Below are 18,527 nucleotides of genomic sequence, written 5' to 3' on the forward strand. Positions count from 1 at the left end.
TCCTCTCCTTGATAGGAGTTGCCCCGACGCGGGGTAGCGTTCAGGGCTTGCGTTCGATATCCACATCGCTGGCCTGGGTGAAGTCGCCCAGCGCCATCATGTGGCCGAGCTTGCCGGCCTTGGTCGAAAGATACTGTTCGTTATGAGGATTGAGACCCGTGGTCAGCGGTACCCGTTCCGCCACGGTGACACCGGCCCTGGTCAGGGCGTCGACCTTGCGCGGGTTGTTGGTCATCAGCCGAAGGGCGCTGACACCGAGATGCTCGAGCATCGGAACGCAGAGGTCGTAGCGGCGCAGGTCGGCGCCGAAGCCCAGCTGCTCGTTGGCCTCCACGGTGTCCGCCCCCTGGTCCTGCAGGTGGTAGGCGCGGATCTTGTTGAGCAGGCCGATGCCCCGCCCCTCCTGACGCAGGTAGAGCAGCACGCCGCGCCCCTCGTCGGCGATGCGCTTGAGCGCCTCCTGGAGCTGGTAACCGCAGTCGCAGCGCATCGAGAACAGCGCGTCGCCCGTCAGGCACTCGGAGTGCACCCGTCCCAGCACCGGCTCGCCGTCGGCCAAGTCACCCAGCGTCAGGGCGATATGATCCTTGCCGGTGGCCTCATCCTCGAAGCCATGCATGGTGAAGGTGGCCCAGGGGGTGGGCAGCCGGGAGGCGGCGATGAATCGAATCGTCACGGGTTACCTCGGTGTCAGACCACGGCAATGCCGGCAAGTGGAGCGCCATTCTAGCAGGAAGGCGCGACGGGCTCACGGTTGTCGCCTCAAGTCGCGATGTTCGCGTGCGGATGTTCGGGTACAATGACGCCCACATTTTCCGTGGATGACCGCCCGCATGGAACTCAAGAACGATCGTTTTCTGCGCGCTCTGGCGCGGCAGCCGGTGGACCGCACGCCGGTGTGGATGATGCGCCAGGCCGGCCGTTACCTGCCGGAATACCGCGCCACCCGCGCCGAGGCCGGTAACTTCATGGACCTGTGCCGCAACCACGAGCTCGCCTGCGAGGTCACCCTGCAGCCGCTGGAGCGCTATCCCCTGGATGCAGCAATCCTGTTCTCGGACATCCTGACCATCCCCGATGCCATGGGACTGGGGCTCTACTTCGAGACCGGCGAGGGGCCGAAATTCCGCAAGCCGGTGCGTACCCCCGAGCAGGTTGCCGCCCTCGCGGCACCGGACGCCGAGCGCGACCTGGACTACGTAATGCGGGCGGTCTCCACCATCCGGCGTGAGCTGAACGGCCGCGTGCCGCTGATCGGCTTCTCCGGCAGCCCCTGGACCCTGGCCACCTACATGGTCGAGGGCAGTTCCAGCAAGGATTTCCGCCACGTCAAGACCATGCTCTATGACGCTCCGGACACCATGCACCGGCTGCTCGATACGCTGGCCGAAGCGGTCACCGACTACCTCAACGCCCAGATCCGGGCCGGCGCCCAGGCGGTGCAGATCTTCGATACCTGGGGTGGGGCACTCTCGACGCCGGCCTACCTGGAATTCTCGCTGCGTTACATGGAACAGATCGTCGCCGGCCTGATCCGCGAGCACGAGGGCAAGCGCGTGCCGGTGATCCTGTTCACCAAGAACGGCGGGCAGTGGCTCGAGGACATGGCCACCGCGGGTGCCGATGCCCTCGGCCTGGACTGGAGCACCGAGCTCGCCGACGCCCGTGCCCGGGTCGGCCACAAGGTGGCGCTGCAGGGCAACCTGGACCCCAACGTGCTGTTCGCCCGCCCCACGGCCATTCGGGCCGAGGTCGCGCGGGTCCTCGACAGCTACGGGACGGGGCCGGGTCACGTCTTCAACCTGGGCCATGGCATCAGCCAGTTCACCGACCCCGATCACGTCAGCGCCTTCATGGACGCCCTGCACGAGCTGAGCCCGGCCTATCATCGCCAGATCCAGCATGGCTGAGTGGTGGCGACGGCTGGCCTGGGGTGAGGATAGCAAGTGGCGCCGCCTGTGGGCGGTGCTGGCCGTTCTGGCGGCCCTTCTCATCGCCGTCGGCAGCCTCGTACCGGGCAGCGAGATGCCCGAGCGCCTGCCCTGGGACAAGGCCAACCACTTCGTCGGCTATGCCGGCCTCGCCGGATTGATGGGCCTGGCCGGCGTGCGGCTGCCGCTGGCCTTCGCCCTGGCCGTGCTCTACGGCATCGTGATCGAATACGTTCAGGTACTGGTGCCCGGTCGCAGCGGCGGCGATTGGGCCGACATTCTCGCCAACGGCCTGGGCGCGGCTGTTGCGGTGCTGGCGCTGCATGCCTTGCGTCGAGGGCTCCTGCACGGCCACGCCTAGGCGGCACGCCATCGGTTCAACCCTGGACGCTTCCCTGTCATCGTCATCAGGCGCCCCGCCTCCAGCTCGCCGAACCGGAACAGTCGGTGATCCTGCCCGAGACCATCCCCAAGGAGCCGTTGGGCCCGGCGATGCACTGACGGCTGCCCCGAGGCTCTACTGTGGTGCGCCCGGCCGAGCCGGATCCACTCCAGTTCGACCGTTGAATAAAGGTTTCGTCTGGCCTATCCCGTTGCTGAAATGTTCCTTGCTATGGTGCTGGCACATGCTTATGCATGCATCATCTAAATTGTCGACTACGATTCAAGGGAGCCTTCGATGCGCAACAACAAGAACAAGTGGCTGCTGCTGACTTCCGCGGCGGCGCTCGGCCTGGGTGCTGTCTCGGCGGCGTCTGCCGAGACACTCGATAATACCCGTGAGCGCGGAGCCGTGCAGTGCGGCGTCAGCGATGGCCTGCCCGGCTTCTCCTCCCCGGACGATCAGGGCGAGTGGCAGGGGCTGGACGTCGATGTCTGCCGCGCCGTGGCCGCCGCGGTGTTCGGCGACGCCGAGGCGGTGCGCTACATCTCGCTCAACGCCGTGGAGCGCTTCACCGCCCTGCAGTCCGGCGAAGTGGACGTGCTGTCGCGCAATACCACCTGGACCACGACACGCGATACCACGCTGGGCCTGAACTTCACCGGTGTGACTTTCTACGACGGTATCGGCTTCATGATCAACCGCGACCTGGGGGTTTCCAGCGCCAAGGAGCTCGATGGCGCGGCGATCTGCGTGCAGTCCGGCACCACTACCGAACTCAACGTGGCCGACTACTTCCGTGCCAATGACATGGAATTCGACCCCATCGTCTTCGACACCTCGGAGCAGACCGTGGGCGGCTACGAGGCGGGGCGCTGCGATGTGCTGACCTCCGACACCTCGCAGCTGGCCGCCTTGCGTATCCAGCTCGCCGAACCGGAACAGTCGGTGATCTTGCCCGAGATCATCTCCAAGGAGCCGTTGGGCCCGGTGGTGCGCCAGGGTGACGACCAGTGGCTCAACATCGTCAAGTGGTCGCTGTTCGCCATGCTCAACGCCGAGGAGATGGGCATCACCCAGGACAACGTCGACGACATGCTCGACTCCGAGGACCCGGATATCGCCCGCCTGCTCGGTCGGGACGGCAACTACGGCGAGGGCATGGGCCTCTCGGCCGATTGGGCCTACAACATCATCAAGCAGGTCGGCAACTACGGCGAGAGCTTCGAGCGCAACGTGGGCATGGGCTCACCGCTGGAGATCGAGCGCGGCGTCAACGCCCTGTGGACCGATGGCGGCATCCAGTACGCCCCGCCGATCCGTTGAGTGCCCGCCGAGGCGCCGGCGACCCGGTGCCTCGATCCTCGCTGTGCCCCGACCCGGCCACCCCGGGGCGGGGCCTGAGACCTGCTTGACGGATCCAGGCGGAGAGTCCTTCCATGTCCGTTCGACCCCAGGCCCGTCCCGCGGCCCCCAAGCCGCCGTTCTGGCGCGACCGCGCCAAGCGCGCGCTGATCTTCCAATTGGTGCTGATCGCCGCGGTGGTGGCGTTTCTGCTCTATATCATCGGCAACACCCAGGCCAACCTGTCGGCCCGCGGCATCACCACCGGTTTCGGTTTCCTGTCCAATACGGCCGGCTTCGGCATCGTCCAGAGCCTGATCGACTACTCGTCACAGAGCACCTACGGCCGCACCTTCGTGGTGGGCCTGCTCAATACCCTGCTGGTCTCGGCACTCGGCGTGCTGGCGGCGACGATCATCGGCTTCATCGTCGGTATCGCGCGGCTCTCACCCAACTGGTTGATCGCCCGGCTGGCCAGCGGTTACATCGAGATATTTCGCAATATCCCCCTGCTGCTGCAGATCTTCTTCTGGTACTTCGCCGTGCTGCGCGCCATGCCGGCGGCCCGGGACAGCTTGTCGCTGGGCGAGGTGGTCTTCCTCAATGTGCGTGGACTCTACCTGCCCGAGCCGCTGTTCGAATCGGGCTTCGGTCTGATTCCGCTGGCCTTTGGCGTCGCCGTGGCGGCGAGCATCGCCCTGGTGGTGTGGAACAAGCGCCGCCACGAGGCCACGGGCAAGCGCCTGCCGGCGGGCTGGATCTCGCTGGGGCTGATACTCGGCCTGCCGCTGCTGGTGCTGGTCGCCACCGGCGTGCCGGTGACCTGGGATGTGCCGGAGCTGCGCGGCTTCAACTTCCGCGGTGGCATCACGATCATTCCCGAGTTCCTGGCCCTGTGGCTGGCGCTCTCCATCTATACGGCGTCGTTCATTGCCGAGATCGTGCGCTCGGGCATCCAGGCGATCCCCCATGGCCAGACCGAGGCGGCCCAGGCGCTCAGCCTGCCGCAGAACCTGGTGCTGCGCCTGGTGGTGGTGCCCCAGGCGATGCGGGTGATCATTCCGCCGCTGACCAGCCAGTACCTCAACCTGATCAAGAACTCCTCGCTGGCCACCGCCATCGGCTATCCGGACCTGGTCTCGGTGTTCGCCGGCACCACGCTCAACCAGACGGGACAGGCGATCGAGGTCATCGCCATGACCATGGCGGTCTACCTGACCATCAGCCTGCTGGTCTCGATGTTCATGAACTGGTTCAACGCCCGCGTGGCGCTGGTGGAACGCTAGGAGAGGCGCCATGACGATTCAACACAAGATGATCGAGGCGCGGCCGGCGCCGACAAGCACCATCGGCGCGGTGGCCTGGCTGCGCGCCAACCTGTTCAGCGGGCCGGTGAACTCGGCGTTCACTCTGCTGGGCCTCTTGCTGCTCTACCTGCTGCTGGCGCCGACGATCCAGTGGGCCTTCCTCAATGCCGACTGGATCGGCACCAGCCGTGCCGACTGCTCCCGGGAAGGCGCCTGCTGGGTGTTCGTGGGCGCACGGATCGGCCAGTTCATCTATGGTCTCTACCCGGGCAGCGAGATCTGGCGGGTCAACCTCACCTTCGCCGTCTTCGCGGCGCTGATCGCCTGGCTGGCGATCCCTCGGCTGCCGTTCAAGCGCTGGGTGGCGTTGGCCACCCTGGTGGCCTTCCCGCTGCTGGCCTATTTCCTGCTCTACGGCGGCCACTTCGGCCTGCGCGTGGTGGAGACGCACCGCTGGGGCGGGCTGACCCTGACCCTGATCCTGGCGGTGGTGGGCATGGTGGGGGCCTTGCCCATCGGCATCCTGCTGGCCCTGGGGCGACGCTCGAAGATGCCCATCGTCAAGAGCTTCTGCGTGGTGTTCATCGAGTTCTGGCGCGGCGTGCCGCTGATCACCGTACTGTTCATGGCCTCGGTGATGCTGCCGCTGTTCATGCCCACGGGGGTCAGCGTCGACCGGCTGATCCGTGCCTTCATCGGCATCACCCTGTTCCAGAGCGCCTACATGGCCGAGGTGATCCGCGGTGGCCTGCAGGCGATTCCCAGGGGGCAGGAGGAGGCGGCGGCGGCGCTCGGGATGAACTACTGGATGCGCATGGGGCTGATCGTGCTGCCCCAGGCACTGAAGATGATGATCCCCGGCATCGTCAATACCTTCATCTCGCTGTTCAAGGACACCACCCTGGTGATGATCATCGGGCTCTTCGACCTGCTGGGCATCGTCCAGGCCGCGCTGTCGGATTCCCGCTGGCTGGGCTTCGCCCTGGAGGGCTATGTCTTCGCGGCGTTCATGTTCTGGATCTTCTGCTTCAGCATGTCGCGCTACAGCCAGTATCTCGAGCGTAAGCTGCATACCGGCCACAAACGCTAAGGAACCAAAACAATGAGTGAACAGGCAACTCAGGCCGGCCCCGAAACCCCGATGGTCGAGATGCGCGGCGTCAACAAGTGGTACGGCGACTTCCATGTGCTGCGCGATATCGACCTGGAGGTCAAGCGTGGCGAGCGTATCGTCATCTGTGGGCCCTCGGGGTCCGGCAAGTCGACCCTGATCCGCTGCATCAACCACCTCGAGGAGCACCAGCAGGGCGAGATCGTGGTCGGCGGCATGCCGCTGACCCAGGACGTCAAGCGCATCGAGCAGATCCGCCGCAGCGTCGGCATGGTGTTCCAGCACTTCAACCTCTTTCCCCACCTCACGGTGCTGGAGAACTGCTGCCTCTCGCCCATGTGGGTGCAGAGGAAGCCGCGGCGCGAGGCCGAGGCTCAGGCCATGAAGTACCTGGAGCGGGTGCAGATCGCCGAGCAGGCGAGGAAGTATCCGGGGCAGCTCTCCGGCGGCCAGCAGCAGCGGGTGGCGATCGCCCGCTCGTTGTGCATGCACCCCGAGGTGATGCTGTTCGACGAGCCCACCTCGGCGCTCGACCCGGAGATGATCAAGGAGGTACTCGATGTCATGGTCGAACTGGCCCGCGAGGGCATGACCATGCTCTGCGTGACTCACGAGATGGGCTTCGCCAAGACCGTGGCGGACCGGGTGATCTTCATGGATCAGGGGCAGATCATCGAGGAGAACGCCCCGGAGCCCTTCTTCAACGACCCGCAGTCCGAGCGCACCCGCATGTTCCTCAGCCAGATCCTCGGCCACTGAGCGGCACACTACCCCATCAAACGACGCCCCCGGTCTGGCCGGGGGATCGTGTCTGCACGCGGCCGCTAGAGTCTCGGCTCCCGATCGGGTGTCGTCTCGGTCGCGCCGGCGGCCAGGTCGAGGGTTGGCTCGTGGTTGGCAGCACGGGGACGCAGACGTTCGGCGGGACGGGTCACCCTGGCGTGGCCGAGCACGGCATCCCCGGTCTCGAGCGGTCGCGCCTCGCTGGTCCAGGCGGCGTCCTCGGCGTGAACCGCCGGGCGGCGTTCGAAGGAGCGGGTGACCACGGCGCCGGGGGCGAAGCCGGGACGCTGGCCGGCCAGGTGATGGGGCAGCAGCCACAGCTCGGCGAGCAGGCGCAGGCCGATGGCGGCCAGCAGCCAGGCGCCGCCGCCCAGGGCCAGGGTCGGCCAGGCACTAGTCCAGTCGACCGGGGCGAGCCACGGCGTATGCGGGGCCAGCCACAAGGCGGCACCGGCGAGCAGGCCAAGCTGCAGCAGCAGGTGGCAGCTCAGCAGGGTGGTACGGGACAGGGGGCGGCGGGGAAACAGCAACTGTCGCATCGGGGGTCCTCCCGGAGGATGCACATCGTGGTGATGAGTCGGGTCGGTATCCGTACCGGCAAGGCCGGATGCTACCCCAGTTCCGTGCGCGCTGCAGTCACCTCTTGCAACAACCGATGCCGGGTTGACCAGCCGGGGAGGGCTTGCCAATGTTGAATGAGAGGCGAAGGCGTGGCTTCGCCCGTTCAACCGGCATCGAGGAGTTGCTGATGACAACCTATATCGTGGTGGCAGATGCAGCGCGGGCGCGGATCTTCACCCGCGATGCGCTCAAGCTGGTGGAGCACGACAGCCTGTTGCACGCTGCAGGGCGGTTGCATGAAGGAGACCTGGTGACCGATCGTGGTGCGGACGTCCACGAGTCGATGTCGACGACGTCGCGCTCCTCCGGCGAGGAGAACACCGCCTCGCAGCATGAAGCGATCGTCTTCGCCAAGGAAGTGGCCGAGCGCCTCTACCGGGCCAGGGTCGACAATAGCATGCAGAAGTTGATCATGGTGGCGCCACCACGTTTCCTGGGGCTGTTGCGCGACAAGCTCGACGGTCCGACTACCAAGCTGATCATCCACACCCTGTCCAAGGATCTCTCCAAGGCCAGCCTCGGCGATATCCAGGAGGCCGTCAGCGACCTTCGCTGATGTGCCCGGTGTCGGCGGCCCGGTAGCGTGACAGGGGGCCTCGGGACGGTAGCCTGTCACCTCGAGGCATGGATCGACGAACGCTCGGGTCGCCGACCGGCCTCATGGTACCTGGGGCAGATCGATCTCGTCGCTGCGGTCAACGCCCTCGGTCATCTTGCGGCACAGGCGCAGGAACTCGCGCATGCCGGTGGCCAGGTACTTGTGACGATGCCAGATGAAGCTGAACTGGCGGCTCAGATCGAGCTCCGGGGTGGGGATCGCCACCAGGCTGCCCCGGCGGAAGGCATCGCGCAGCGCCAGCTTCGATACGCAGCCGATGCCGAGCCCCGATTCCACGGCTCGCTTGATGCCCTCGGTATGTTCCAGCTCGAGCAGGATATTGAAGCGACCGCGCCGGTGGCGGGTGGCCTGCTCCAGGGTCAGGCGCGTGCCGGAGCCCTGTTCGCGCATGATCCAGGCCTCCCGCAGCAGCCGGTCCAGCTCCACCGGACCGGCGCCGGCCAGGGGATGGCGAGGCGAACAGAACACCGCCAGTTCATCCTCCACCCAGGGCTGGGTGATCACGTCGTCTTCCTCGCACTGCCCCTCGATCAGGCCCAGGTCGAGCTCGTGGTGGCACACGCTGTCGATGATGGCACGGGTGTTGCGGACCGAGAGGCGTACCCGGCTCCCCGGGTGGCGCTGCATGAAGTCGCTGATCAGCAGGGTCGCCAGGTAGTTGCCGATGGTCAGGGTCGCGCCCACGTCCAGTGAGCCGACCCCCTGCTGGCCGCGCAACAGCTCCTCGACCTCCTCGGCGCGATCGAGCAGGGCCACCGCCTTGGGCAGGATCTGGAAGCCCAGGGCGTTAAGCTTGAGGCGCTTGCCGATGCGATCCAGCAACTGGCAGTCGAACTGCCGCTCCAGCTCGGCCAGGGCGGTGCTCGCCGCCGACTGGGAGAGCGCCAGGGCGCGGGCGGCATGGGAGACGCTCTCGTGCTGGGCGACGGCGACGAAGACTTCCAACTGGCGCAGGGTGTAGCGCATGGCGAGGCTCCTGAGACTATATATTCGTATTATAGATAAGCGTTATCCATACAATCCATTTAACAGATATTGATCGATCCCTTAGAATTGCCAGCATAGATTGAGTGGCGCGTTTATGCGCTTATGGAATATCAAAGGAGCCGGCATGAGCAAATTCGCCCTGGAAGAGGTGCTCAGTGTTCATCACTGGAACGACACCCTGTTCAGCTTCCGCACCACCCGCGAGCGCAGCCTGCGCTTCAAGAACGGCCAGTTCGTGATGATCGGTCTCGAGGTGAACGGCAAGCCGCTGATGCGGGCCTACTCCATCGCCAGCCCCAACTACGAGGACCATCTCGAGTTCTTCAGCATCAAGGTGCCGGACGGCCCCCTGACATCGCGCCTCCAGCACCTCAAGGTGGGTGACCAGATCATGGTCAGCCGCAAGCCCACCGGCACCCTGGTCACCGATGACCTACTGCCGGGACGCAACCTCTACATGCTCTCCACCGGCACCGGCCTCGCGCCCTTCATGAGCCTGATCCAGGACCCCGAGGTCTACGAGCGTTTCGAGAAGGTAGTGCTGGTGCACGGCGTGCGCTCCGTCAGCGAACTCGCCTATGCCGACTTCATTCAGAAGGCGCTGCCCGCCCATGAGTACCTGGGCGAGGAGATCGCCGCGAAGCTGGTCTACTACCCCACCGTGACCCGCGAGGAGTTCTGCACCATGGGACGCCTCACCGACCACATCCGCAGCGGCAAGCTCGCCGAGGACACCGGCCTGCCGGCCCTGGATCCGCGCCAGGATCGCGCCATGATCTGCGGCAGCCCGGCGATGCTCGACGAGACCAGTGGCCTGCTCGACGAACTGGGCTTCAACATCTCGCCGCGCATGGGCGAGCCCGGCGACTACGTGATCGAGCGCGCCTTCGTCGAGAAATGACCCGGCTTCGCCGGGAGCCTGAAGAGCGGCGCTTCACGCCTGGAAGCTTGAAGCTGGAAGAAAACCGCCTCCGTGGCCTGGCCACGGAGGCGGTTCTATTTAGGCTGCCTTCCAGCTTCCAGCTTCCAGCTTCCAGCTTCCAGCTTCCAGCTTCCAGCTTCCAGCTTAGACCGCGTCCTTGCCAGTTTCGCCGGTGCGGATACGGATCACCTGCTCCAGCGGGGTGACGAAGATCTTGCCGTCGCCGATCTTGCCGGTATTGGCCACCTGGGTGATGGCGTCGATCACCTTTTCGGCCATGTCTTCGTCCACCGCGACCTCGAGCTTGACCTTGGGCAGGAAGTCGACCACGTACTCGGCGCCGCGATAGAGCTCGGTGTGCCCCTTCTGGCGACCGAAGCCCTTGACCTCGGTGACGGTGATACCCTGGACGCCGATTTCGGAAAGGGATTCCCGCACGTCGTCGAGCTTGAAGGGTTTGATGATGGCGGTCACCAGTTTCATGGTTGCTGTCCTCGTCCTGTCCGGGTGTCGATGGCCGGAGCCATCATGCTAGTAGCGCTCATGGTGTCCAAGCATACACCGCGGAGGGGGGGAATAAAAAAGGCCCCATCGGGGGCCTTGGCATGGGCGTGAAGACGCGTGAGGTCATTCGGTATGCGGCTGGGATCTGGGCTGTGCCACATGACCGCTGGAGCCGCGGCCGAACCCCCCGCCGTTGACGTTGGCCACGCGGAACTCGGGATAGGCTTCCAGGCCGCATTCGGCCAGGTCGACCCCTTCGTACTCCTCCTCTTCGCTGACCCGTACGCCCATCACGGCCTTGAGGATCAGCCACACGATCAGGCTGGCCACGAACACCCAGACGAAGATACCGAGGATGCCGATGAGCTGGGCGCCGAAGCTGGCATCGCCGTTGGAGAGGGGTACCACCAGCACGCCCCAGATGCCTACCACGCCGTGCACCGAGATGGCACCGACCGGATCGTCGAGCTTCAGCTTGTCGAGGCTGACGATGGAGACCACCACGATGGCACCACCCACGGCACCGATCAGCATGGCGCCGAAGGCGGAGGGCGCCAGCGGCTCGGCGGTGATGGCCACCAGGCCGGCGAGGGCGCCGTTCAGGGCCATGGTCAGGTCGGCCTTGCGGAACCACAACTTGGCCAGGACCAGGGCGGCGATGACGCCACCGGCGGCGGCGGCGTTGGTATTGACGAACACCTGGGCCACGTTGTTGGCGGAGAGGGCATCGGACATCTTCAGTTCGGAGCCACCGTTGAAGCCGAACCAGCCCATCCACAGGATGAAGGTGCCCAGGGTGGCCAGCGGCAGGTTGGCACCGGGGATGGCGTAGATGGTGCCATCCTTGCCGTACTTGCCCTTGCGCGGGCCGAGGACCAGCACCCCGGCCAGGGCCGCGGCCGCCCCCGCCATGTGCACGATGCCGGAACCGGCGTAGTCGGCGTAGCCGACCGCGTCGAGCCAACCCCCGCCCCAGGTCCAGTAGCCGGAAATCGGGTAGATCAAGGCGGTCATCACCACGGCGAAGGCGAGGAAGGCCCACAGCTTCATGCGCTCGGCCACGGCACCGGAGACGATGGACATGGCGGTGGCCACGAACACCACCTGGAAGAAGAAGTCGGAGCGCATGGAGTAGTAGGGCGCATCCTCATCGCCGGAGAGCACCGCATCCAGGGTGTTCTCGCCGCCGATCAGGAAGCCCAGGCTCGGCAGGAAGCCACCCTCGCTGCTGGAGTACATCAGGTAGTAGCCCACCAGCAGGTACATGGTGCAGGCGATGGCGAACAGGGCGATGTTCTTGGTGAGGATCTCGGCGGTGTTCTTGGAGCGCACGAGGCCTGCCTCGAGCATCGAGAAGCCGGCGGCCATCCACATCACCAGCACGCCGCAGATCAGGAAGTAGAAGGTATCGACCGCGTACATCAGCTCGGTCAGGTCAGTCAGCTCTGTCATGGGATGTCTCCGTGCAGGGGGTCAGGAGGGGCGTCAGACGGCGTCGGCACCACGCTCGCCGGTGCGAATGCGGATGACGTCCTCGAGCGGGGTCACGAACACCTTGCCATCGCCGATCTTGCCGCTGTTGGCGGCATTGCAGATGGCGTCGAGCACCCCCTCGAGGCGCGTGTCGTCCACGGCGACCTCGACCTTGACCTTGGGCAGGAAGTCGACGACGTATTCGGCGCCGCGGTAGAGCTCGGTATGGCCCTTCTGGCGGCCGAAGCCCTTGACTTCGGTGACGGTGATGCCCTGGACGCCGTTGTCGGCCAGTGCCTCGCGGACATCGTCGAGCTTGAATGGCTTGATGATGGCGGTGATGAGCTTCATCCCGTGTCTCCACTACTGGGTTGGCAGCGGCTTGCCAGCCGCCGATGCATGGTTGTCCTATGTATGCGCAAGCTGTGCCATTATTGATGAATATTGTTTCTTATCATGGTGATATGTAAGTCGAGCGAGGTGAGGGGGAGAGGGGGGATCCGCGTCGGGCAGGCTGTCGCACCATCATGGTGCTTGCTGGTGGTGCGAGTGCTCCATATGGGGGCGAGATCGGCGAATGCGCAGTGGCGGCGGCTTGCGTATCCTGTAGGCCGCCACCCCAAGATGACGCAGGAGAAACTCCATGGTGAGCCATGACCGCATCAGCCGCCTGGCGCAGCAGATCGGCGACCGATTGCAGGGAGCCTCGCAGGCTCCGGAAGAGGTCCAGAAGGGCATCCAGCAGGTAATCCGGGGGGCCTTTGACCGTCTCGAGCTGGTGTCGCGGGAGGACTTCGACATCCTGATGGATGTGCTGCAGCGCACCCGGGCTCGAGTGGAGGCATTGGAAAGGCAGGTCGCTGCCCTGGAGGAGGCCCTGGAATCCCGTCAGGTCTCCGAGCCCGCCGGCCGAGCCGGGCCCGAGGCTGCCGATGCGGCGCCGGCACCCGAGGAAGATGCCGGCGGTGGCGAGACCGACCGCTGAGGTTGCCGGGCGAGGGGGGGCACTCTGGACTAGCCTGAAGTCAGACGACACGCGAGGGAACGCGCATGACGCTGGCGATCATTCACACCCGGGCCGGCCTCGGCCTCGAGGCGCCCGAGGTGCAGGTCGAGGTGCACCTGGCCAATGGACTGCCCGGCATGACCCTGGTGGGACTGCCCGAAGCTGCGGTGAAGGAGAGCCGCGAACGGGTGCGTAGCGCCCTGGTCAATGCCGGCTTCGACTTCCCCAACACCCGTCGCATCACCCTCAACCTGGCGCCCGCCGACCTGCCCAAGGAGGGCGGACGTTTCGACCTGCCCATCGCCCTGGGGTTGCTGGTGGCCTCCGGCCAGGTGCCGCCGGAGGCGCTGGCGGGAATCGAGAGCGCCGGCGAACTGGCCCTGGATGGCCGGCTGCGCCCGGTGATCGGGGCGTTGCCTCTGGCCATGGCCACGCGTCGGGCCGGGCGGCGCCTGATCGTGCCCCGAGCCAATGCCGATGAGGCAGCGCTGGCCGGCGACCTCGAGGTGCTGCCGGCCGACCACCTGCTCGAGGTGGTGGCCCACCTGCTCGGCCAGACCCCCATCGTGCCCCATCGTCTCTCGCGGCCGGCCGCCTGCACGGCGCCGGGCGCCGACCTGATCGACGTGCGTGGCCAGCATCAGGCCCGGCGTGCCCTGGAAGTGGCGGCGGCCGGCGGCCACAATCTGTTGTTCGCCGGCCCGCCCGGCACCGGCAAGACCATGCTGGCCAGCCGCCTGCCCGGAATCCTGCCGCCCCTCACCGAGGACGAGGCGCTCGAGGTGGCGGCGATCCGCTCGGTCAGGGGGCTGGTGCTGCGTGAGCAGTGGGGACGGCGCCCCTTTCGTGCGCCGCACCATACCGCCAGTGCCGTGGCCCTGGTCGGAGGTGGCTCGAAGCCGCGTCCCGGCGAGATCTCCCTGGCACATCACGGGGTGCTCTTTCTCGACGAGTTTCCCGAATTTTCCCGCCATGTGCTGGAGGTGATGCGTGAGCCCATGGAGTCGGGACAGATCCATATCTCCCGGGCCAGCCATGAGCGACGCTACCCCGCGCGGTTCCAGTTGGTGGCGGCGATGAACCCGTGTCCGTGCGGGCACCTGGGCGACCCGCGGCACCGCTGCCAATGCTCGGCAGCCCAGATCCAGCGCTACCAGGCGCGGCTCTCGGGACCGCTGCTCGATCGCATCGACCTGCAGGTGGAGGTGCCGGCGCTACCGCCGGAGCAGCTCACCTCCCGCGCGGTGGGGGAGTCGTCGGCCGTGGTGCGCGAACGGGTGATGGCCGCCAGGGAGCGCCAGCAGGCCCGGGGCGCGCTGAATGCCCACCTCGCCGGGCGCGAGCTGGAGGCGGCCTGTGGCCTCGAAGCCGGCGATCGCGCCTGGCTGGCTGGCGTGCTGGAGCGGTTGCGGCTCTCGGCCCGGGCCTATCATCGGGTGCTGCGGGTGGCCCTGACCCTGGCCGACCTCGCCGATGTGCCCAGGCCCGGTCGCGAGCAACTGATCGAGGCGATCGGCTATCGTCAGCTCGATCGCCTGCTCAAGGGGTGAGGGGCCGGCCGCCGGGTGTGGGTGGTGAGCGGTCACGCTACAGGGCGGTAGCGTCGAAGGCGCCATGGATCTCCGTTTCCCACAGCGCCTCGTCGCTGCCCGGCCGCCGCAGCGCCAGGCTCAGCCGGTAGGGCAACAGCTCGCGGTCGGAGAGCTGCAGCCGCGGGCCGTCGGCCTCCAGCCGGCTGTCCAGCCGCCACTGGTTGTCACCGCCCCCCTCGGCCATGGCGTCGCTCCAGTCGAGTACCTGGGGGCCATCGGAGGTGCCGAGCAGCGCCCGGGTGAGACTCTCGAGGAAGCGCGCGCGACCGATACTGAGCTCGCCGTCGACCTCGGGGGGGGCCAGCAGCAGGACCTGGTCGGCCGGCGGGTGTGGCAGGGGCGGCGCCTCGATGATGCGCTCGGCGGCCCGCTCGCCGAGGCCGAACAGCGCCTGGCGCAGGGTCTCGGGCCGGTCGGGCTGGGCGGCACAGCCGGCCAGCAGCAGGAGCGTGAGCAGCAGGGCCGGCAGGTGCATGTTCATCGCTGGTCGATCTCTCGCGGGAGGATGGGTTCCAGGGCGGCGACGAAGCGGTCGAGGGTGTCGAACAGCGTCTGCCGGATCGGCTCGGCCTCGTTGACCAGGTGGTGGCGTGCCTCGGGGTGGCGATGGATCTCGGCCTGGGGAAACTTGCGCTCCAGCACCGCCAGGTTCCACTCCCAGTCGACGGTCAGGTCCTGTTCACCCTGCAGGATCAGGGTCGGTACCGGGCTGGGCGGGAGCGCCAGCAAGCGTGGCATCCAGCGGCGCATGGCGCTGACCCACTCCATGCTCAGGCAGTCGGGCTGGAGCGGGTCGTGCTCGCGCAGGAAGGCAGCGAATTCGGCATCGGTGGAGTTGGCGCGGAACTTGCGCGGGATCGAACTCACGAAGGGGCCGACCAGGCGGTGCAGCCAGCTCGACTGGCTCCAGCCCCAGGGACGCACCAGCGGGGCCAGCAGCGCCAGTCCCGCCCAGTGTCCATCGTGGCCGCGGGTGAGGGCATCGGTGGCCAGTATCGCCGCGCCGGTGCTCTGGCCGACCCCCAGCCAGGGGCGTGGGGCGAGGCCCTCCTCCTCGAGATGCTGCTGCAGGCTCTGCAGGCAGCTGCCATAGTCATCGAAGTCAGCGATGGAGGCGCGGGGGCCGCTGGAGAGGCCGTGGCCCGGCAAGTCCCAGAGTACGACCCGCCAGCCGCGGTCCAGCAGGCGCTCCAGCAGGTGACGATAGAGGCCGAGATGGTCGAAGTAACCATGCACCACGAAGGCGGTGCCGACCGGCTTCGCCGGGCTCCATACCTGGGTCCAGAGGCGGAAGTCACGGGCATCCACGTAGCCCACGTAGAGGCCCACCTGCTCGACGAGCAGTGGCGCCAGGCCATAGTGGCCGAGATAGCGCTCCAGGTCGTCGCTGCCGGGTACCAGGCCGGTCAGGTCGACCAGGCTGACGGGACCGAGGGCCTGCAGTGGGGTAAAGTCGCTCATCGAATCCTCCGCAACGCCCGGACATGCTAGCGTCAAGGCGGTGGGTGGGCCACTGATTCCACCCGGCTTGTTCGCCCGGCGGTCCATGATGTCTTATCTTTTGGTCTAGCTCGGCACGGCTTCCGAGGCTCCAGGGTTTACATATGGAATCATTTTCCACAAAATTCCCGCACGCAGTCACCCGACCCGGCCGACCGGTGCAACCGACTACCGGCTGCCAAGCACGAGGAGTACACCCATGACCGAACGCGTCATTCGCCACCGCCTGCAGGTGGCCGCCGAGCTGGACCGTTTCATCAACGAGCAGGCTCTCCCGGGTACCGGCGTCGATGCCGAGGCCTTCTGGTCCGGTGTCGATGCACTGTTTCATGATCTGACACCGAAGAACCGTGAACTGCTCGCCGAGCGTGACCGCCTGCAGGAGAAACTGGACGCCTGGCACCGCGAGAACCCCGGCCCGGTGCGCGACCTGGCGGCCTATCGCGCCTTTCTTGGGAAGATCGGCTATCTGGTCGATGCCCCGGCCAAGGTCAGCGTCACCACCGCCAACGTCGACCGCGAGATCGCCGTCCAGGCCGGCCCCCAACTGGTGGTGCCGGTGAGCAATGCCCGCTACGCGCTGAATGCCGCCAATGCGCGCTGGGGCAGTCTCTACGACGCCCTCTATGGCACCGATGCCATCTCCGAGGAGGATGGCGCCGAGAAGGGAGCGAGCTTCAACCCCAGGCGTGGCGAGAAGGTCATCGCCTATGCCCGTGGCGTACTCGACCGCGCCGCGCCACTGGCCACCGGCTCCCACCGCGACGCCGTGAAGTACGCCCTGCGCGACGGCCACCTGGTGGTGACCCTCGACGGTGGTCGCGAGACCGGCCTCAAGGATCCGGGCAAGCTGGTCGGCTTCAACGGTGATCCCGGACGTCCCGAGGCCATCCTGCTGGTCAATCACGGCCTGCACCTGGAGATCCAGATCGACCCGAGCCACCCCATCGGCAAGACCGACCCGGCCGGCGTCAAGGACGTGGTGGTCGAGGCCGCGCTGACCACCATCATGGACTGCGAGGACTCCGTGGCCGCCGTCGACGCCGAGGACAAGGTCGGCGTCTATGCCAACTGGCTCGGCCTGATGAAGGGCGATTTGGAAGAGCAGGTCGAGAAGGGCGGCAAGACCATCACCCGTCGCCTGCACGACGATCGCACCTGGACCAACACCGACGGCGAGACCGTGACCCTGCCGGGCCGCTCGCTGATGTTCGTGCGCAACGTCGGCCACCTGATGACCACCCCGGCGGTGCTCGACGCCGACGGCAACGAGCTGCCCGAGGGCATCCTCGACGGTGTGGTTACCGGCCTGCTTGCCCTGCACGACCTGGGTAAGGGCGAGGGTGAACCGCGCAACTCCCGCACCGGCTCCGTCTACATCGTCAAGCCGAAGATGCACGGCCCCAAGGAGGTCGCCTTCGCCAACGCGCTGTTCGGTCGCATCGAGGACGTCCTCGGCTTGGCGCGCGATACCCTGAAGATGGGCATCATGGACGAGGAGCGCCGCACCTCCGTCAACCTCAAGGCGTGCATCGGTGAGGCCGCCTCCCGGGTGGTGTTCATCAACACCGGCTTCCTCGACCGCACCGGCGACGAGATGCACACCGCCATGGAAGCGGGCCCGATGATCCGCAAGGGTGACATGAAGGGGGCTGCCTGGATCCAGGCCTACGAGAAGAACAACGTCCAGGTCGGCCTGGCCTGTGGTCTGCGCGGTCGCGCCCAGATCGGCAAGGGCATGTGGGCCATGCCGGACCTGATGGCTGCCATGCTCGAGCAGAAGGTCGGCCACCCCAAGGCGGGCGCCAACACCGCCTGGGTGCCGTCGCCCACCGCCGCCACCCTGCATGCCCTGCACTACCACCAGGTCGACGTCACCGCCATCCAGCGCGAGCTGGAGGCCCAGGGCGAACATGCCCTTCGTGAAGTGCTCCTGGATGACCTGCTGACCGTACCGGTGGCCGAGACTCCCGACTGGTCCGACGAGGCGATCCAGCAGGAGCTCGACAACAACTGCCAGGGCATCCTCGGCTACGTGGTGCGCTGGGTGGAGCACGGCGTGGGCTGCTCCAAGGTGCCGGATATCCACAACGTGGGGCTGATGGAGGACCGTGCCACCCTGCGCATCTCCAGTCAGCACATCGCCAACTGGCTGCACCACGGGGTGGTGGACGCCGCGCGCGTCCGTGAGACCCTGGCGCGCATGGCCAAGGTGGTCGACGAGCAGAACGCCGGCGACCCGGCCTACACGCCGATGTCGGCCAACTACGAGAGCTCCAGCGCCTTCCAGGCCGCCAGCGACCTGATCTTCAAGGGCCGCGTGCAGCCCGCCGGCTACACCGAGCCGCTGCTGCACCACTGGCGCGCCGTGCACAAGGCGAAATAATCGGCTGCGGGCTGCGGGCTGCGGGCTGCGGGCTGCGGGCTGCGGGCTGCGGGCTGCGG

At 66.7% G+C, this 18,527-nt stretch carries 19 protein-coding genes; 11 read left to right on the top strand and 8 right to left on the bottom strand.

Translation table 11 applies throughout. The features are described 5' to 3' along the window. Positions 1-40 precede the first annotated feature (40 nt). Entirely contained in the window at positions 41-676 is a 636-nt protein-coding gene (ribA, locus tag AC5W54_RS01580; protein ID WP_495960314.1) for a GTP cyclohydrolase II, read from the bottom strand. 157 nt (positions 677-833) lie between these two features. On the opposite strand from ribA, the gene hemE reads away from it, so the two are divergent. From hemE to AC5W54_RS01610, 6 genes are all read left to right on the top strand, one after another. Beyond that, entirely contained in the window at positions 834-1,910 is a 1,077-nt protein-coding gene (hemE, locus tag AC5W54_RS01585) for a uroporphyrinogen decarboxylase (RefSeq protein ID WP_495960315.1), read from the top strand. After that, the gene (locus tag AC5W54_RS01590) at positions 1,903-2,292 is read left to right on the top strand and encodes a VanZ family protein (RefSeq protein WP_495960316.1); all 390 of its coding nucleotides are present in this window, start codon (positions 1,903-1,905) and stop codon (positions 2,290-2,292) included. The genes hemE and AC5W54_RS01590 overlap by 8 nt, the downstream gene beginning before the upstream one ends. 318 nt (positions 2,293-2,610) lie before the next feature. Then, positions 2,611-3,639 (top strand): amino acid ABC transporter substrate-binding protein, encoded by a 1,029-nt coding sequence (locus AC5W54_RS01595; RefSeq protein ID WP_495960317.1) that lies wholly within the window; start codon positions 2,611-2,613, stop codon positions 3,637-3,639. Positions 3,640-3,752: 113 nt separating this feature from the next. Continuing rightward, positions 3,753-4,943 (top strand): amino acid ABC transporter permease, encoded by a 1,191-nt coding sequence (locus AC5W54_RS01600; protein WP_495960318.1) that lies wholly within the window; start codon positions 3,753-3,755, stop codon positions 4,941-4,943. 10 nt (positions 4,944-4,953) lie between these two features. Then, the gene (locus tag AC5W54_RS01605) at positions 4,954-6,054 is read left to right on the top strand and encodes an amino acid ABC transporter permease (RefSeq protein WP_495960319.1); all 1,101 of its coding nucleotides are present in this window, start codon (positions 4,954-4,956) and stop codon (positions 6,052-6,054) included. A gap of 51 nt (positions 6,055-6,105) precedes the next feature. Continuing rightward, positions 6,106-6,834 (top strand): amino acid ABC transporter ATP-binding protein, encoded by a 729-nt coding sequence (locus AC5W54_RS01610; RefSeq protein ID WP_495960437.1) that lies wholly within the window; start codon positions 6,106-6,108, stop codon positions 6,832-6,834. Positions 6,835-6,899: 65 nt separating this feature from the next. Here the strand turns inward: AC5W54_RS01610 and AC5W54_RS01615 are convergent, their stop codons facing one another. After that, a complete protein-coding gene (locus tag AC5W54_RS01615; RefSeq protein ID WP_495960320.1) occupies positions 6,900-7,397 on the bottom strand; it encodes a hypothetical protein in 498 nt (165 codons plus the stop codon). A gap of 209 nt (positions 7,398-7,606) precedes the next feature. On the opposite strand from AC5W54_RS01615, the gene AC5W54_RS01620 reads away from it, so the two are divergent. Further along, positions 7,607-8,035, top strand: coding sequence for a host attachment protein (locus tag AC5W54_RS01620; RefSeq protein ID WP_495960321.1), 429 nt, complete (start codon positions 7,607-7,609; stop codon positions 8,033-8,035). A 102-nt stretch (positions 8,036-8,137) separates the two neighbouring features. Here the strand turns inward: AC5W54_RS01620 and AC5W54_RS01625 are convergent, their stop codons facing one another. Continuing rightward, positions 8,138-9,064 carry a LysR family transcriptional regulator gene (locus tag AC5W54_RS01625; protein WP_495960322.1) on the bottom strand — a complete coding sequence of 309 codons (927 nt, stop codon included), beginning with the start codon at positions 9,062-9,064 and terminating at the stop codon, positions 8,138-8,140. Positions 9,065-9,209: 145 nt separating this feature from the next. On the opposite strand from AC5W54_RS01625, the gene AC5W54_RS01630 reads away from it, so the two are divergent. Continuing rightward, the gene (locus AC5W54_RS01630) at positions 9,210-9,986 is read left to right on the top strand and encodes a ferredoxin--NADP reductase (RefSeq protein ID WP_495960323.1); all 777 of its coding nucleotides are present in this window, start codon (positions 9,210-9,212) and stop codon (positions 9,984-9,986) included. 165 nt (positions 9,987-10,151) lie between these two features. Here the strand turns inward: AC5W54_RS01630 and glnK are convergent, their stop codons facing one another. The 3 genes from glnK to AC5W54_RS01645 all read right to left on the bottom strand — a co-directional run bounded on the left by glnK (position 10,152) and on the right by AC5W54_RS01645 (position 12,335). Further along, entirely contained in the window at positions 10,152-10,490 is a 339-nt protein-coding gene (glnK, locus tag AC5W54_RS01635) for a P-II family nitrogen regulator (protein WP_495960324.1), read from the bottom strand. 144 nt (positions 10,491-10,634) lie between these two features. After that, complete coding sequence (locus tag AC5W54_RS01640) at positions 10,635-11,963, bottom strand: ammonium transporter (RefSeq protein WP_495960325.1); 1,329 nt, start codon at positions 11,961-11,963, stop codon at positions 10,635-10,637. A gap of 33 nt (positions 11,964-11,996) precedes the next feature. After that, entirely contained in the window at positions 11,997-12,335 is a 339-nt protein-coding gene (locus AC5W54_RS01645; protein ID WP_495960326.1) for a P-II family nitrogen regulator, read from the bottom strand. A gap of 292 nt (positions 12,336-12,627) precedes the next feature. Between AC5W54_RS01645 and AC5W54_RS01650 the strand changes: the two genes are divergently transcribed. Next, positions 12,628-12,969, top strand: a complete 342-nt coding sequence (locus AC5W54_RS01650; protein ID WP_495960327.1) for an accessory factor UbiK family protein — start codon at positions 12,628-12,630, stop codon at positions 12,967-12,969. Between the two features lie 65 nt (positions 12,970-13,034). Beyond that, positions 13,035-14,540, top strand: coding sequence for a YifB family Mg chelatase-like AAA ATPase (locus tag AC5W54_RS01655; RefSeq protein WP_495960328.1), 1,506 nt, complete (start codon positions 13,035-13,037; stop codon positions 14,538-14,540). Between the two features lie 37 nt (positions 14,541-14,577). Here the strand turns inward: AC5W54_RS01655 and AC5W54_RS01660 are convergent, their stop codons facing one another. Both AC5W54_RS01660 and AC5W54_RS01665 read right to left on the bottom strand, forming a co-directional pair. Continuing rightward, positions 14,578-15,063: a hypothetical protein gene (locus tag AC5W54_RS01660; protein ID WP_495960329.1), complete on the bottom strand. Its 486-nt coding sequence runs from the start codon at positions 15,061-15,063 to the stop codon at positions 14,578-14,580. Next, on the bottom strand, positions 15,060-16,043 hold the full coding sequence (locus tag AC5W54_RS01665; RefSeq protein ID WP_495960330.1) for an alpha/beta hydrolase: 984 nt from the start codon (positions 16,041-16,043) through the stop codon (positions 15,060-15,062). The genes AC5W54_RS01660 and AC5W54_RS01665 overlap by 4 nt, the downstream gene beginning before the upstream one ends. A 238-nt stretch (positions 16,044-16,281) precedes the next feature. Here AC5W54_RS01665 and AC5W54_RS01670 point away from each other — a divergent pair, with 238 nt between their 5' ends. Continuing rightward, a complete protein-coding gene (locus AC5W54_RS01670) occupies positions 16,282-18,468 on the top strand; it encodes a malate synthase G (RefSeq protein WP_495960331.1) in 2,187 nt (728 codons plus the stop codon). The last annotated feature ends 59 nt before the right edge of the window (positions 18,469-18,527 follow it).

This window comes from Halomonas sp. LMYGS-3, assembly GCF_059509875.1.

Coding starts and splice junctions, on each gene's coding strand:
- AC5W54_RS01640 (WP_495960325.1), bottom strand. CDS start 11,963: ATGACAGAGCTGACTGACCTGACCGAGCTGATGTACGCGGTCGATACC.
- AC5W54_RS01665 (WP_495960330.1), bottom strand. CDS start 16,043: ATGAGCGACTTTACCCCACTGCAGGCCCTCGGTCCCGTCAGCCTGGTC.
- AC5W54_RS01615 (WP_495960320.1), bottom strand. CDS start 7,397: ATGCGACAGTTGCTGTTTCCCCGCCGCCCCCTGTCCCGTACCACCCTG.
- AC5W54_RS01670 (WP_495960331.1), top strand. CDS start 16,282: ATGACCGAACGCGTCATTCGCCACCGCCTGCAGGTGGCCGCCGAGCTG.
- AC5W54_RS01655 (WP_495960328.1), top strand. CDS start 13,035: ATGACGCTGGCGATCATTCACACCCGGGCCGGCCTCGGCCTCGAGGCG.
- hemE (WP_495960315.1), top strand. CDS start 834: ATGGAACTCAAGAACGATCGTTTTCTGCGCGCTCTGGCGCGGCAGCCG.
- AC5W54_RS01590 (WP_495960316.1), top strand. CDS start 1,903: ATGGCTGAGTGGTGGCGACGGCTGGCCTGGGGTGAGGATAGCAAGTGG.
- AC5W54_RS01600 (WP_495960318.1), top strand. CDS start 3,753: ATGTCCGTTCGACCCCAGGCCCGTCCCGCGGCCCCCAAGCCGCCGTTC.
- AC5W54_RS01610 (WP_495960437.1), top strand. CDS start 6,106: ATGGTCGAGATGCGCGGCGTCAACAAGTGGTACGGCGACTTCCATGTG.
- glnK (WP_495960324.1), bottom strand. CDS start 10,490: ATGAAACTGGTGACCGCCATCATCAAACCCTTCAAGCTCGACGACGTG.
- AC5W54_RS01620 (WP_495960321.1), top strand. CDS start 7,607: ATGACAACCTATATCGTGGTGGCAGATGCAGCGCGGGCGCGGATCTTC.
- AC5W54_RS01660 (WP_495960329.1), bottom strand. CDS start 15,063: ATGAACATGCACCTGCCGGCCCTGCTGCTCACGCTCCTGCTGCTGGCC.
- AC5W54_RS01650 (WP_495960327.1), top strand. CDS start 12,628: ATGGTGAGCCATGACCGCATCAGCCGCCTGGCGCAGCAGATCGGCGAC.
- AC5W54_RS01630 (WP_495960323.1), top strand. CDS start 9,210: ATGAGCAAATTCGCCCTGGAAGAGGTGCTCAGTGTTCATCACTGGAAC.
- AC5W54_RS01595 (WP_495960317.1), top strand. CDS start 2,611: ATGCGCAACAACAAGAACAAGTGGCTGCTGCTGACTTCCGCGGCGGCG.
- AC5W54_RS01605 (WP_495960319.1), top strand. CDS start 4,954: ATGACGATTCAACACAAGATGATCGAGGCGCGGCCGGCGCCGACAAGC.
- AC5W54_RS01625 (WP_495960322.1), bottom strand. CDS start 9,064: ATGCGCTACACCCTGCGCCAGTTGGAAGTCTTCGTCGCCGTCGCCCAG.
- AC5W54_RS01645 (WP_495960326.1), bottom strand. CDS start 12,335: ATGAAGCTCATCACCGCCATCATCAAGCCATTCAAGCTCGACGATGTC.